Annotated in this window: 11 protein-coding genes; all 11 read right to left on the reverse strand. The window is 59.8% G+C overall.

What is annotated here, in order from left to right; all coding sequences use genetic code 11:
- Positions 1-27: 27 nt before the first annotated feature.
- A complete protein-coding gene (gene narI / locus SSARUM_RS13960) occupies positions 28-705 on the reverse strand; it encodes a respiratory nitrate reductase subunit gamma (RefSeq protein WP_060430205.1) in 678 nt (225 codons plus the stop codon).
- A gap of 2 nt (positions 706-707) precedes the next feature.
- Positions 708-1,430 (reverse strand): nitrate reductase molybdenum cofactor assembly chaperone, encoded by a 723-nt coding sequence (gene narJ / locus SSARUM_RS13965; protein WP_033647718.1) that lies wholly within the window; start codon positions 1,428-1,430, stop codon positions 708-710.
- Positions 1,427-2,971 carry a nitrate reductase subunit beta gene (gene narH / locus SSARUM_RS13970; protein ID WP_033634924.1) on the reverse strand — a complete coding sequence of 515 codons (1,545 nt, stop codon included), beginning with the start codon at positions 2,969-2,971 and terminating at the stop codon, positions 1,427-1,429. Before narH ends, narJ begins: the two co-directional genes overlap by 4 nt.
- Entirely contained in the window at positions 2,968-6,729 is a 3,762-nt protein-coding gene (locus tag SSARUM_RS13975; RefSeq protein ID WP_041035556.1) for a nitrate reductase subunit alpha, read from the reverse strand. The genes narH and SSARUM_RS13975 overlap by 4 nt, the downstream gene beginning before the upstream one ends.
- A gap of 292 nt (positions 6,730-7,021) precedes the next feature.
- Complete coding sequence (locus tag SSARUM_RS13980) at positions 7,022-8,881, reverse strand: carbohydrate binding domain-containing protein (RefSeq protein WP_053088906.1); 1,860 nt, start codon at positions 8,879-8,881, stop codon at positions 7,022-7,024.
- An 11-nt stretch (positions 8,882-8,892) separates the two neighbouring features.
- Positions 8,893-9,636 (reverse strand): glycosyltransferase family 2 protein, encoded by a 744-nt coding sequence (locus SSARUM_RS13985; RefSeq protein WP_033634927.1) that lies wholly within the window; start codon positions 9,634-9,636, stop codon positions 8,893-8,895.
- A gap of 7 nt (positions 9,637-9,643) precedes the next feature.
- Positions 9,644-10,699, reverse strand: coding sequence for a glycosyltransferase family 4 protein (locus tag SSARUM_RS13990; protein ID WP_033653670.1), 1,056 nt, complete (start codon positions 10,697-10,699; stop codon positions 9,644-9,646).
- A gap of 1 nt (position 10,700) precedes the next feature.
- Positions 10,701-11,606, reverse strand: coding sequence for a glycosyltransferase family 2 protein (locus SSARUM_RS13995; protein WP_033647723.1), 906 nt, complete (start codon positions 11,604-11,606; stop codon positions 10,701-10,703).
- A 3-nt stretch (positions 11,607-11,609) separates the two neighbouring features.
- The gene (locus tag SSARUM_RS14000; protein ID WP_033647724.1) at positions 11,610-12,764 is read right to left on the reverse strand and encodes a hypothetical protein; all 1,155 of its coding nucleotides are present in this window, start codon (positions 12,762-12,764) and stop codon (positions 11,610-11,612) included.
- A gap of 6 nt (positions 12,765-12,770) precedes the next feature.
- Positions 12,771-13,619: an ATP-grasp fold amidoligase family protein gene (locus SSARUM_RS14005; protein WP_048321684.1), complete on the reverse strand. Its 849-nt coding sequence runs from the start codon at positions 13,617-13,619 to the stop codon at positions 12,771-12,773.
- On the reverse strand, positions 13,600-14,898 hold the full coding sequence (locus SSARUM_RS14010) for a flippase (RefSeq protein ID WP_033634932.1): 1,299 nt from the start codon (positions 14,896-14,898) through the stop codon (positions 13,600-13,602). The genes SSARUM_RS14005 and SSARUM_RS14010 overlap by 20 nt, the downstream gene beginning before the upstream one ends.
- Positions 14,899-14,901: the final 3 nt, after the last annotated feature.

A 14,901-nucleotide genomic window follows, 5' to 3' on the forward strand; every position in this document is an offset into this window, starting at 1 on the left:
CGATCGGCGGCGGCGGCGGGGTCAGGCTCAGCGGCGGTTGCGCACCAGCTGGTAACGGCGGGTCAGATACTCTACCGGCGCACTCCAGATATGCACCAGGCGGCAGAACGGGAACAGCACGAACAGCGTCATGCCCAGCACCATGTGCAGTTTGAAGATAATCGCCACCCCTTCCAGGTGCGCAGAGGCGCCGGCGTGGAACGTCACCACCGCCTGCGCCCAGGCCACCAGCTTCATCATTTCGCTGCCGTCCATATGCTGGGCGGAGAACGGAATGGTCAGCAGGCCGAGGCACACCTGCACCACCAGCAACGTCAGGATTATGATGTCGGCGAAGCTGCTGGTGGCGCGCACCCGCGGATTGGTCAACCGGCGCTTCAGCAACAGCGCACCGCCGATTAGCGTCATCAGGCCGCAGGCGCCGCCGGCGATCATCGCCAGCTTCTGCTTCACGTCGATCGGCAGGAAAGCCTCATACATCCAGTGTGGCGTCAGCATGCCGAGGAAATGGCCCGCGAAGATGCCGATAATGCCGATGTGAAACAGGTTGGACGCCAGCCGCATGCCCTTTTTATCCAGCATCTGGCTGGAGCCGGCGCGCCAGCTGTATTGCCCGTAGTCGTAACGCAACCAGCTGCCGATCAGGAATACCGCGCCGGCCAGATAAGGGTAAATATCGAAGAAGAACTGATTCAAAAATTGCATGATTAGCGTCCTTTGGTTCCGGTTAACGCATCCGTCAGGTCCAGATACTGTGGCGCCACCGCGCCGGCGAAGCGCCGCTGGTGCGCCGTCTGCTGGGCGGAGGCGCAGCCCTGTTCGCCGAGAAACTTGACCTGCTCCTCTTCCCACACCGCATCCAGCGCCTGCGGCGTATCGTCGCGCGCCTCTTGCGCCACCTGGGTTTCCAGCGTCTGGGCCTGCACCTCGCTGCCGGACAGCAATAGCAGCAGATCGAACAGCACCGCATACGGGCTTTCGCGCTGTTGCAGGCGCGCGCCCAGCAGCGCCAGGATCGGCGCGATGTCCTGCAGCCCTTCCCGCGCCTGCGCCGCGCTGCGGCTGGCCAGATACTCCAGGTACAGCGGCAGGAAATCCGGCAGCTCGCGGCTGTCGATCTCCAGCCCGGCGGCGCGGTACTGCGCCATCAGATCGACCATCGCCTGGCCGCGATCGCGCGACTCGCCGTGCACGTGCTCAAACAGCAGCAGCGAGGTGGCGCGGCCGCGATCGAACAGCTCGCAATAGTCGGCCTGCGCGTCCAGCAGCGGACGGGCGCACAGGCGGCGGATAAACAGAATCAGCTGCGCGCTGTGGTGCAGATCCAGCTCGCTGGCCGGCTCCAGCGCCTCAATCAGCGCCTGCTGATGGTCAAACAGGACCTGCTCCGGGTAATCCAGCAGGCGGGCGATCACTTTCAGGCTGATCATGAGGCGTCCTCCGGCCGCGCGGTTTTCGCGGTCACGTCGATGGCGTCGATGCGGCGGCTGTTGAACAGGTTGAACTTGCCGTCGCTGCCGTGGCAGCCGTCGCCGAAGCTGAAACCGCAGCCTTTGCTTTCCGGGAAGGCTTCGCGCGCCAGCTCGCGGTGGCTCGACGGCACCACGAAGCGATCTTCATAGTTGGCGATCGCCAGGTAGCGATACATCTCCTGCGCCTGCGCTTCGCTCAACCCGACCTGCTCCAGCGCGCTGGTGTCCACCACGCCGTCGACGGTTTCCGCCCGCTTGTAGTGGCGCATCGCCAGCATGCGCTTCAGCGCCAGCAGCACCGGTTCGGTATCGCCGGCGGTCAGCAGGTTCGCCAGATACTGCACCGGAATGCGCAGGCTCTCGACGTCCGGCAGCACGCCGCTGTGCGCCAGCTCGCCGGCGTCGGCGGCGGACTGAATCGGCGACAACGGCGGCACGTACCAGACCATCGGCAGCGTGCGGTATTCCGGGTGCAGCGGCAGCGCCAGCTTCCAGTCCATCGCCATTTTGTACACCGGCGACTGCTGGGCAGCTTCAATGACCCCCTGCGGCACGCCGTCCGCCAGCGCCTGAGCAATCACCTTCGGGTCATGCGGATCGAGGAAGATGTCGAGCTGGCTCTGATACAGATCCTTGTCGTTCTCCACCGCCGCCGCCTGCTCGATGCGGTCGGCGTCGTACAGCAGCACGCCGAGGTAGCGAATGCGGCCCACGCAGGTCTCCGAACACACCGTCGGCTGCCCAGCTTCGATGCGCGGGTAGCAGAAGATGCACTTCTCGGACTTGCCGCTCTTCCAGTTGAAGTAGATTTTCTTGTACGGACAGCCGGTCAGGCACATGCGCCAGCCGCGGCACTTGTCCTGGTCGATCAGCACAATACCGTCTTCGCCGCGCTTGTAGATCGCCCCGCTCGGGCAGGTGGCGACGCAGGCCGGGTTGAGGCAGTGCTCGCACAGGCGCGGCAGGTACATCATGAAGGTGTTTTCGAACTGGCCGTACATCGCCTTCTGCAGGTTGTCGAAATTCTTGTCCTGCGAGCGTTTTTCGAACTCCCCGCCGAGGATCTCCTCCCAGTTCGGGCCGCTTTCGATCTTGTTCATGCGCTGGCCGGTGATCAGCGAGCGCGGGCGGGCCACCGGCTGGTGCTTGCCCTGTTTGGCGGTGTGCAGATGCTGGTAGTCGTAATCGAACGGCTCGTAGTAGTCGTCCAGCGCCGGCACGTCCGGGTTGGCGAAGATTTTCGCCAGCACGCCGACACGGTTGCCCATACGCGGCTCCAGCTTGCCGTTGATTTTACGTATCCAGCCGCCCTTCCATTTTTCCTGATCTTCCCAGGCGTGCGGATACCCGACGCCGGGCTTGCTTTCCACGTTATTGAACCAGGCGTATTCCATACCTTCACGGCTGGTCCAGACGTTTTTGCAGGTGACCGAACAGGTGTGGCAACCGATGCACTTGTCCAGATTCAGCACCATGCCGACTTGCGAACGAATTTTCATTTGCTGTTCTCCTGCTGACTGCCCTGCGCGTAGTCGTTGCCTTCGTCATCCAACCAATCAATGCGGTTCATCTTGCGCACCACCACGAACTCGTCGCGGTTGGAGCCGACGGTGCCGTAGTAGTTGAAGCCGTAGGCCAGCTGCGCATAGCCGCCGATCATGTGGGTCGGCTTCGGACAGGCGCGGGTCACCGAGTTGTGGATGCCGCCACGCTGGCTGGTGATCTCCGAGCCCGGCAGGTTCACGATGCGCTCCTGCGCGTGGTACATCATGGTCATGCCGGCCGGGATACGTTGGCTGACCACCGCGCGCGCCGTCAGCGCGCCGTTGGCGTTAAAGGCCTCGATCCAGTCGTTGTCCGCGATGCCCAGATCTTTGGCGTCGTCTTCGCTCAGCCAGACGATCGGGCCGCCGCGCGACAGCGTCAGCATCAACAGGTTGTCGCTGTAGGTGGAGTGAATGCCCCACTTCTGGTGCGGCGTCAGGAAGTTCAGCGCCTTCTCCTTGTTGCCGTTCGGTTTGCTGTTGAGCAACGGCTGCGCGGCGCGGGTGTCGATCGGCGGCCGGTATACCAGCAGGCTTTCACCGAAGGCACGCATCCACTCGTGATCCTGATACAGCTGTTGACGGCCGCTAAGGGTGCGCCACGGGATCAGCTCGTGCACGTTGGTGTAGCAGGCGTTGTAGGAAACGTGTTCGTCTTCCAGACCGGACCAGGTCGGGCTGGAGATGATTTTGCGCGGCTGCGCCTGAATGTCGCGGAAGCGAATTTTCTCGTCTTCCTTGTTCAGCGCCAGATGGCGGTGATCGCGGCCGGTGACGTTGCTCAGAGCCTCCCAGGCTTTTACCGCCACCTGGCCGTTGGTTTCCGGCGCCAGCGACAGGATCACTTCCGCCGCGTCTATCGCGCTCTCGATCTTCGGCCGCCCCGCCGCCGGGCCGTCGGCCTTGACGTAGTTAAGCTGCTTGAGGAAGTCGACCTCGGTTTGGGTGTTCCAGCTGATGCCCTTGCCGCCGTTGCCCAGTTTGTCCAGCAGCGGCCCCAGCGAGGTGAAGCGCTCGTAGGTGGCCGGGTAATCGCGTTCCACCGCGATGATGTGCGGCGCAGTTTTGCCGGGGATCAGATCGCATTCGCCTTTCTTCCAGTCCTGCACGCCGTAAGGCTGCGCCAGTTCGGCGGCGGAATCGTGCTGGATAGGCAGGGTCACCACGTCGGTTTCCTGGCCCAGATGGCCAACGCACACCTCGGAGAAGGCCTTGGCGATGCCCTTGTAGATCTCCCAGTCGCTCTTCGAATCCCAGGCCGGATCGACCGCCGCCGACAGCGGATGGATGAACGGGTGCATGTCGGAGGTGTTCATGTCGTCTTTTTCATACCAGGTGGCGGTCGGCAACACCACGTCGGAGTACAGGCAGGTGCTCGACATGCGGAAATCGAGCGTCACCACCAGATCCAGCTTGCCTTCGCCGCCCTGCTCGCGCCATTCCACTTCCTGCGGCATCACGCCGCCCTGCTGGCCGAGATCTTTCCCCTGAATGCCGTTTTCGGTGCCCAACAGGTATTTGAGCATGTACTCATGGCCCTTGCCGGAGGAGCCCAACAGGTTGGAGCGCCAGACGAACAGGTTGCGCGGGAAGTTCTGCGGATTGTCCGGCTGCTCGGCGGCGAAGCCCAGCGAGCCATTTTTCAGGCTGTCGACGGTGAACTCGACCGGCGACTGACCGGCCGCGCGGGCCTGCTCCGCCAGGCGCAGCGGGTTGGTGCTCAGCTGCGGCGCCGACGGCAGCCAGCCCATGCGCTCGGCGCGCACGTTGAAGTCGATCAGGCTGCCGCCGAAGCGCGATTTGTCCGCCAGCGGCGACAGCAGCTCGTCGGTGCCGACGGTTTCATAGCGCCATTGGCTGGAATGGTTGTAGAAGAACGAGGTGCTGTTCATGTGGCGCGGCGGACGCTGCCAGTCGAGGCCGAACGCCAGCGGCAGCCAGCCGGTTTGCGGCCGCAGTTTTTCCTGGCCGACGTAGTGCGCCCAACCGCCGCCGCTCTGGCCGACGCAACCGCAGAAGATCAGCATATTGATCAGGCCGCGGTAGGTCATGTCCATGTGATACCAGTGGTTGACGCCGGCGCCGACGATGATCATCGAACGGCCGTGGGTCTTTTCGGCGTTTTCCGCGAACTCGCGGGCAATGCGGATGATGTTGTGGCGCGACACGCCGGTGATCTGTTCGGCCCAGGCCGGGCTGTAGGCCTTGACCTCGTCATAGTCGGCGGCGCAGTTGGCGTCACCCAACCCGCGCTCGAGGCCGTAGTTGGCAAGCGTCAGGTCGTACACGCTGGTCACCAGCGCTTCGCTGCCGTCCGCCAGCTGCAGGCGTTTCACCGGCAGTTTGTGCAGCAGGATCTCGTCCAGCGCCACGCTGTTGAAATGCTCGCTGTCGGCGCCGCCGAAGTACGGGAAGCCCACCTCGGCAACGTCGTCATGCATGCCCAACAGGCTGAGCTGCAGCTCGACTTCCTGTTGCGACTTGCCCTCGCGCTGTTCCAGGTTCCACTTGCCCTTCTCGCCCCAGCGGAAGCCGATGGAGCCCTGCGGCGCCACCAGATCGCCGCTGCGGCTGTCGATAGCGACGGTTTTCCACTCGGGGTTGTTTTCCTGGCCCAGCCCGTCCACCAGATCGGCGGCGCGCAGCAGGCGGCCAGCGGCGTAATGGCCGCCTTCACGCGCTTCCAGCAGCACCAGCATCGGCATGTCGGTATAGCGGCGCACGTAGTCGCGGAAGTAGCCGACTTCGCGATCGAGATGGAACTCTTTCAGCATTACGTGGCCCATCGCCAGCGCCATCGCGCTGTCGGTGCCCTGCTTCGGATTCAGCCAGTGGTCGCACAGCTTGGCGACTTCGGCATAGTCCGGCGTCACCGCCACGGTTTTGGTGCCCTTGTAACGCACTTCGGTAAAGAAGTGGGCGTCCGGGGTGCGCGTCTGCGGCACGTTGGAGCCCCAGGCGATAATGTAGGAGGAGTTGTACCAGTCGGCGGATTCCGGCACGTCGGTCTGCTCGCCCCAGGTCATCGGCGAGGCCGGCGGCAGATCGCAATACCAGTCGTAGAAGCTCAGGCAGGCGCCGCCGATCAGCGACAGGTAGCGGGCGCCGGCGGCGTAGGACACCATCGACATCGCCGGGATTGGCGAGAAGCCGATGATACGGTCCGGGCCGAAGGTTTTGGCGGTATAGACGTTGGCGGCGGCGATCAGTTCATTGACCTCCTGCCAGCTGGAGCGGACGAAACCGCCGCGGCCGCGCGCCACCTTGTAGCTTTTGGCTTTTTCCGCATCGCCGACGATAGAGCCCCAGGCCGCGACCGGATCGCTGTGCTGCGCTTTCGCCTCGCGCCACAGCTTGAGCAGACGCTTGCGCATCAGCGGGTATTTCAGCCGGTTGGCGCTGTACAGGTACCAGGAGTAGCTGGCGCCGCGCGGGCAGCCGCGCGGTTCATGGTTGGGCAGATCGGGGCGGGTGCGCGGGTAGTCGGTTTGCTGGGTTTCCCAGGTCACCAGGCCATTCTTCACGTAGATCTTCCAACTGCAGGAACCGGTGCAGTTCACGCCGTGGGTGGAACGCACCACTTTGTCGTGCTGCCAACGGCTGCGGTAGCCGTCTTCCCAGTCGCGGTTGGTGTTCAAGGTCTGGCCGTGATCGCCAGAAAAAGGCTCCGCCAACTGCTTGAAATAGCGGAAACGGTCTAAAAATTTGCTCATCCGGAATGCTCCTGAAGGCTCTTGTCGTTATAAGAAGACATGCTCAATCTGCCGCCAGCCTACTGACGGCCAATCGGCGGCAAATTGATTGCGATCAAGAGAAAGCGGGAGGCGATACACGCACCGGGTGAGAAATACCACCAAAGTATAGGTGCGATAAACGAGATTAATATGTTGAATTTAAATGAATAAATCAGGAGTGGAAGACAGAGGCTGACGGGCGGGAGGCAAGATGGGGTATTTGGGGGTAGGACGCGGGAGAAACCTCCCGCGTAACGCTAACTCGACGCTTTCAGCGTTGGAGCCACAGCGTCGCGGTGCCCACGGCGGGCAACGCCAGCTGGATCTCCGCCCCCCCTTCCCGCTGCCGCCAGCCCGCCGGAAGGCGCAATCGGGTGCTTTCCTCTCGATAGTAAGGGTTGGCTACCAGCAGCAAGGCGCGATCGCCCAGAACAAACATCCGCGCCGGCATTTGAGGGTTGCTTCCCGCCAGCGGCGTCGATTTTCCCGTCAGCAGATAAGGGGTGAAGGCGGCGATTTGCTGCGACACGGCGGCCACAACGCGCCAGGTGGCGTCAAACTCCCGTTGGTCGAAGCGGCCGGTTTTGCGCTTGTAAAACAGATCGGTATAAGAATAAAACAACAGCCCCTTGGCGCCGCCGATCAGCGCCTGCCAGGCCTGATTGCGGATTTCCGCCTCTGACGGCGGATGTGGCTTGCGGCGGGCGTCATAAGCGGCATGATCCATGATTTGCATCACCACCCAGGCCCCGCGCGCCTGGCGGGCGGCCTGCACCGTCAGTTCGGTATAACGCGTGGTGCGCGTCAGATCGCGATCGTTCCCCACCGGGTAAGGGTCGGTCGCCAAAATGTCGCTGCTGTTGAAGTGAGCGTCCAACTCCCCGGTTTTGTTCAACACCTGGAAGGTAGGATGATCGCCGTCAAGCCGCTTTATTTGCAGGTTTTTTTCCTCGATCTTATCGAGATATTCCGGCCCCAGCTCATCGTTGATGTACCAGGCGAGCAGGTTGGGCTGAGAGCGCAAGCGCTGCACGTACCAGGCCGTCATCGCCGCATAATCGCCGCCGCGCACGGCCGGAGCGAAACGGCTGCCGCGGTACTGATCTTTGACGGAGTAAATGACCAGCAGCCCGCGCTGGCGTGCGTTGCGGAAAAAGGCGTAAGGGTCTTTCTTCTCCCCATAATCATAATTCAGCACCGTGTTGAATCCCGCCGATGCGATGCGCGCCAAATGCTCATCGGTCGCCACGTTGGCGTAAATACCCAACGGGAAAAGCCGTTGACCGTCGCGCAGGGTAAAGCCTTCGCTGTCGATCGCCACTTTGGCCGCAGGCTGCCCGACGCGAAAAGACAGCTCGCTGTCCGGTGCCGGCCGGGATTGCTGCCCGGTGACCTGCTGACGCAGGCGGTATTCGCCCTGGGCCAGGCCGGTCGGCGGTTGGTATTCGATACGGCGCTGCCCTTCAACCTGATAACGGTCGCGGCTACGGTGAACAACCTGCCCCTCGGCATTGAGCAATTCGCTGTCGACTTGCAAACGCTGCGGCTGCGAAGTGACGACCAGCGTGTCGACCTTCCCCTGTGCCGACGCGCCGAGCTGATACAACGCGGGCGTAGGCGCTCGAGCACACGCATAGGCGTCGTCAAACCAGGCGGTACCGGTGCTCCCCTTGCGCAGATAAACGCCAAACGTGATTCGCGCCGCCTGCGGCGGCACGGTATAGCTGGCGTTCACCTGCCGCCAGCCGCTGTCGCCGGTCACCCCAGCCGGATAGCTGCCCTCCAGAAAGCGCCCCTGCGCATCAAAGCTCTGCAGATAAACCCCGGCGCCGCCGTCGCGGCTTTGCCCGCGTACGCCGCGGGTTTTGAGCCAGACGCCAAAATCGATCGTCTGTCCGGGCGCAACCTGCAGCGCCTGGTTGAAGGTGCGGTACTGCGCGGCATCTGCATTGTCATAGCGCAAACTGCCATTGCCGCTGTGCGTATCGCCGTCGGCCTGCGCGCCCTGCGCTCGCCAGCCGCCGAGCCCCTGCTCAAAGCCGGGGTTGGCCAACAGATTGGGTTGGCAGCTCTGCGCCAGAGCCGAAGCGCCCCACAAGGCGCAACAGCCCAGAACCACCCTCTGATACATCCCCCTCATGGTCATTTCCTTTTCACCACGGCATTGAACAGATAGGTGGCGAACAGATAGCAGGATTTCTGGTAAGACAGCCCCAAATGCTGACGGTAAATCCGCCATTGCCAGTCAGCGGCGCGGATTTTGTTGCCCGACAGCGAATGGGTAGACAATCGGTAACAGGCCAGCGGTTCAGGAATGCAGTAGGCCAGGCCGTTACGCGCCTTCTGCAGCACCGCCAGCCACATCAAATAGTCCTCATGGCCCACTTTTTGCTGATACACCTTGCCGATGCGCTTTTGATTGTAGATGCCGGTGAGATTACCGATCCAGTTGCTTTTCAACATGTCCTGATAGCCGATAAGCTCTTCCGCGCCACGGGTGTTTTTGATCAATTTCAGGTCGTCTTCGAAGGTGTAGTAATGGGAACACACCACGTCGTAGCGGCGGGTTTGCAAAATGCTCGCCTGGCGCGACAGCTTGTTGGGGAGCCATACGTCATCGCTGTCGCAGAAGGCGATATAGTCGCCGTTCGCCGCCTCAATGCCGATGTTGCGCGTTTCCGCCACGCCCTGATTATGCTCATTGCGTATATAGGTGAGGCGATCGTGGATAAACGGCCGCACCACCTCGGCAGTATCGTCGGTGGACGCATCATCGATCACATACAGGTGATAATCGGTAAATCGCTGGTTCAGCACGCCTAGAATCGACTCTTTGATAGAGTTCGCGGCATTGTAGGCCGGCATGATTACGGATATCTTTTCCATTTTGTCCTCACTCGGTGAGCTGTTGCCACTGGGGATAAATACGTTCGGGAGAAAAACGGCGAGACTTCTCTAACGCGGCGACAGAAAAGTGCTCGCGCAAACCCGGATCGAGCATCAGTTTGATCACCCCTTCGCTGAAGGCGGCGGCGTCGTCATCGGGCACCAGATAGCCGTTGACGCCGTCGTCTATCAACTCGGCCGGGCCGGTCTTGCAGTCGTAGGCCACCAACGGCAGGCCGAAACTCATGGCTTCGATCAACACCATCGGCAATCCCTCATAGCGAGAGGTCATCAAATACAGGCTGGCCTGGCGATAATAGTCCGCCACGTCGGCGGTGGCCGGCAGCAGACTCACCTGCCGCGCCAGCCCGGCGTCTTCAATCTGCCGCCGCAGCGCATCGCGCTCCGGGCCGTCGCCAATAATCAGCAGCCGCCAATCCGGCACCTGCGCCGCCACCCCTCGCCACAGCGCGATCAGACGATCGAAGCCCTTCTGATTGCTCAAGCGCCCCACCGCCAGCGCCACCTTTTGCTGCAGCGCCGGCGTCGGCGCCTGTGCGCGGAACGGCGAAACGTTCTCGATCACCCTACATTTCCCGGCCCCCACCCAGCGCGCGATGGCGTCGCTATCTTGCCGCGTCAGGAAAATCACGCGATCGCTCAGCCGGTAAACCAGCAACTTCAGCCACTTAAATACGCGCGGATACTGGTGAAAGCTGACGTGCTCACTCAACAGCAGCCGGCTGCGGGCACAGAACAAACGCAGGAAAGGCGTCATCACCACCGACAGTTTCCCCATGGAAACGGTAATGATCACGTCCGCGCGTTCACGCCGCAGCGCGAACGCCAGCCGCCACGGCCAGAACAGCGAATCGCCACCGCCGCAGCGCAACCGGACGTCGCTCGCCAGCGGAAAGAAGCTCCGCTCGCCAAACAGCGAAAACACCGCGACCTCGTAACCCGGCAAACGCGCCAGCGCATTGGCCAAACCGCTGGCGACCCTCTCAGTACCGCCCTTGCCCGCCATATTTTCGATAACGATGATTATCTTGCGTGGTTGCATGTCATCTCCTGAATCCCTGGCGCACGTTGCGCAGCAGCCGGCCGCCAACCGAGAACAACCCCAACCGCGCCAGACAATCGCCATACCATTTGATCATCTTGAACTTGCCGCTCAGGCTATGCCGCACGATGCGCGACGAGTAATAATTGAACGCCTGGGCGTTTTCCGAATACAGCGAGGCCAGCAGATGCTTACAGGCGAATCCGCTGATATGGCGATCGCTGGGGCTGAGGAAGGTATTGATAAAGCGGTCGCTGGCCTCCAGATTAAGCTTCGCCGTCATGCGCCCGTAGCGCCCCACGTCGAGAAACACCCCGCCGCCGGCGTCATGCGCCACTTGCGCGCCCAAATTGGTGGCGTTGACCAGAAAACCCCAATCCTGATGCTTGTTGAGAAACTCGGGAAATAAAAAGCGGCGATCGCTTTTTTTACGCATGCTGATGGTGGATGACCGAATATCGCCCATTTCCAGAAAAAGAAAATCTTCGCCGGAAGAACCGGATTTGTAGTGGAAGTTGAAGTCGCGTACCGAATCGCCGCTCACCTCCGCATAGTTGCCGAAGATAATATCAATCTGGCGATCTTCATGCTTCTTCATGCGGCGAATAATATAGTTGGTTGTGAAGTAATCATCGGAGTCGAGGAAAAACACGATCTCCGATTGCGCTAACTTGGTGCCTAAGTTGCGCGATACCGCCGCATTGCTCTTCTGTTTTTTCTCATGCAGCATCACATTGCTATTGGTCGCCGCTATCTGGCGGATAGATTTGATGTCATCCTCGTCAGAGCAATCATCAACCAAAATCACCTGATAGTCGAACCCTTGGCAAGCGTTGAAAATTCGCTTCAGCGTTTTAGGCAGGTAGCGCGAACTATTATAAATAGGGATCACGATAGAGAAATCCATTTCTTAACCCTCCAGCTTAGAATTTATTATTTCTTTTCCACGGCAAAGCAACAATAACGACACGTTAAATACCGGGACCAAAAAATAGGTTTCCGTCAAGGTTGTTAACAGGAAAACCACCACCACCCAGCGCATGAATCGACTCAGCCTGCGCATATTGCCCAACAAGTGAAAATAACAAAAAAGCATGACGACAGAGGCGATGCCACCGGCCGAATAAAACATGGCGATGAAGAAGAAATCGACTGGCTTATACGGCTCTATATTCATGCCGAACAGCGGATTGGGTAGCCCCACCGCCTGAAACATCTGCCAGGAGAACCAGATCCGGCCGGTCAGCGCCTGGTTCAAGAGCACGTCCAATGCCGGATTGTTCCCCCAGCGTATAACGCTGGCGAATTGAAAGCCTACAATGACCAACGTCAGTGCGATGCAGACTTTTCTGTTGGGGGCGACACGCAGCAGCGGCGCCAGCCAAAACAGCAGCAGCATCAACAACGCCAGCATAAAACAGGTGCGAGAATAGGAATACATCAGCACCGGGAGAATTAACGCCGATACCGCCAACGAAGCGATATTTTTCATTCCACGCGTTAATTTCGCATGGTCGATCAGGCACAGCAGTGTGGCGAACAAGGCAAAAGAATAATACGCCAGGGTATTCGGGTTATCGAACCCCAGCGTTAATCTGTTGCCATAACGTTCATCAAGGTAAACAAACCCATCAGTGTAAAAGGTATAGGGAATAACCACCAGCAACCCTGCCACCACAAAGGTGATGGCAAACATTTCAGCGCCACGCCCCATTTCGATACGACGAAATAAAATTATCACCGCCGTGCTGAATACCGCACCAAACAGATAATCACCATGCCCGGTGGCAATATTCATAAGAAACAGCAGAACCAAAAAACCCGCAACCGCCTTTTCCGCCAGCGTAGCGATAAAAAATGCATAGCCGACATAGAGCAACATCAGGCCATTCAGCCCCAGCACGGCTTTATTAATCAGCTCGCTGTTGAACGATCCCGAGGTCAGGAAGGTTTTCACGAAAAACATCAGCAGGAAGGTCAATACGATGGATTGATTGATCAAATCCCGCGACTGATTATAACCGGCATTGGCATGCATTTGAAAATTGGAGGCGACTCTTTGCATAAGCGTTTACTCAGTAAAATAACTGCCCCATTCCTGCTCAATGTTTTTCGGCATCAGCTTGCTTAGCCCCGCGCCAGGCGTAAACGTCAACTCACCGAAATACACCTTCTCGCCGACCTGGTAGAAATCCACGCGCACATAAGAGAACTGCTGCGCCGTCTGGCGAGCCAAACGTATCATTTCATCCAGCCGCGTAGGGCGCGGCATCGGTTCGTCGGCATTGGGCAAGCTGATGCGGATTTCGGTGCGGTTCCAGTCGACATCAAAAATATCGCGCCGATGGGTGCCGAAGCGCTGATAATCCACCTGGATGAACATGCGAATTTCATGATTGTCGTTGAAACAATGAAACTTGATATCGTTCGGCACCTGTTCGCCATCCAGCAACATGCGCTCCACCATGATGCAGGGTTCGATATCCAGATAATGCTTTTCGCGACTCTGCTCATAAAAGTTGCTGCGCATCCACGCGTTGCTGAGATCGTACAACTCCGCGTAGCTAACCTGCCGCTTGTCGAACACCAACCGGTTATAACCGCTGCCGTGGTTGGCCTTCAGCACAAAGGCGTTGGGCAATTGCCTGAACATCTCGTAGCTGAGTTCAGTGCCATGCGCATACAGCTCCACCAGGTACTCCTCGCCCCACAGACCGGCGATAAATTCACGTACCTTGAACTTGTCCGACAAGGTGGTGTAGATGCTGCGCGGGTAAATTTTGCGGCGCATGATCTTTTCGCTGAAGCCGGTCGGTTTTGACAGGTGCGGCAGCTTCTTGAAATAGAGCGCGTATTTAACCTGATGGTGCCAGGCATCGGGCAGGCGCTTGGAAATGTTTTTAACCAGGATGTTTAACATGCTCTCTCCTTAATTTGCTGACAAGACGCGGCAGGCAGTAAAAACAGGTCAGCTGCAGTCGGGTAATTTTTCCGCCACGGAATAAACTGTTCAGCACAAAGAACGAAATGAATTCCGCCAGCAGCGTAGACACCGCCGCGCCGATCAGGCCATAGCGCGGGATCAGCAGCAGATTCATCACCACGTTCGCCACAGCCACCAACGGCATCTTGATGGCGATAAAGCGATAGCCGGCGAACAGCACGATGCTGCGGTACGAAACCGTCCCCATGACCGAAAACAGCGAGGTCAGCGTACAAATAGCCAGGATGTTGGCGGCCGGTTGGAAAGCGGCGCCGTACAGCAGCGCAATGGCCGGGTGGGCGAACCACCACAGGCCCAGCAACACCGGCAACGACAGGCCCAGGACCACCAGATAAAGCACCCGGATACGGTACTCCTGCTCCAACGGATCGCGGCAGCTGGCAATGCCCGGCATCAACGAGGTGATCAGCGCCATCGGCACGAAAACCCAGCCTTGGCTGAGGGTGGTGGCGGCACTGAACCAGCCTACCGCCTGTTCGCCGACCAGATTGCCCAGCATGATTTGATCGATGCGGGTATAGATCACTATCGACAGGCTGGAGATGGCCAACGGCAGCCCCACCTTTAGCAAGTAACGGCCGTAGCGCCTGGCCTGGCGCGGCGTAACCCGCGGCGAGGCCGCAGCTTCCCCACGGAATAACCAGAGGCGCACCAGGTAAGGCACGGCGCTGCTGAGGATGTAGGGTACCGCGAACCACACCAGCGGCAGCGCGGCGCTCACCAGCGCCAGCCGCAGCCCGATCGACAGCAGCAGCGCCAGGTTGTTGATCAGCGTATTGCGTTTCGACTGCAGGCGGGCATCGTAATAAATCTTGTACACGTCCTGAATCGAGAAATAGGCGCTGACAAGCAGCAACAGCGTCATCAGTTGGCTGGCGGGCGTTTGGCTGAAATAGCTCCATATCAGTATCGGCAGCGCCACCACCAGGAACAGCCGGCGGCGCAGGCGTATTGACGCCAGCATCAGGCGAATGCCGCTCGGCTGTCGGCGGGCGACGCGGTTGAAAATGATGCTGTCGGCGCCCAACTGCACCAGTGGCACCACGATGGCGATCGTCGCCAACAGATAGTTGAGCGCGCCAAACTGCGCGGGCCCCAGATAGCGCGCAACGTAAATGGAGACGAAGATGCCGGACAGGCTGAGCGAAACGCGTTCGAGCATCAGCCACAGGGCATTGGTGATAATGGCCTTCACCCG

Origin of the sequence: Serratia sarumanii (genome assembly GCF_029962605.1) — a bacterium.
Classification (GTDB): Bacteria; Pseudomonadota; Gammaproteobacteria; order Enterobacterales; family Enterobacteriaceae; genus Serratia; species Serratia sarumanii.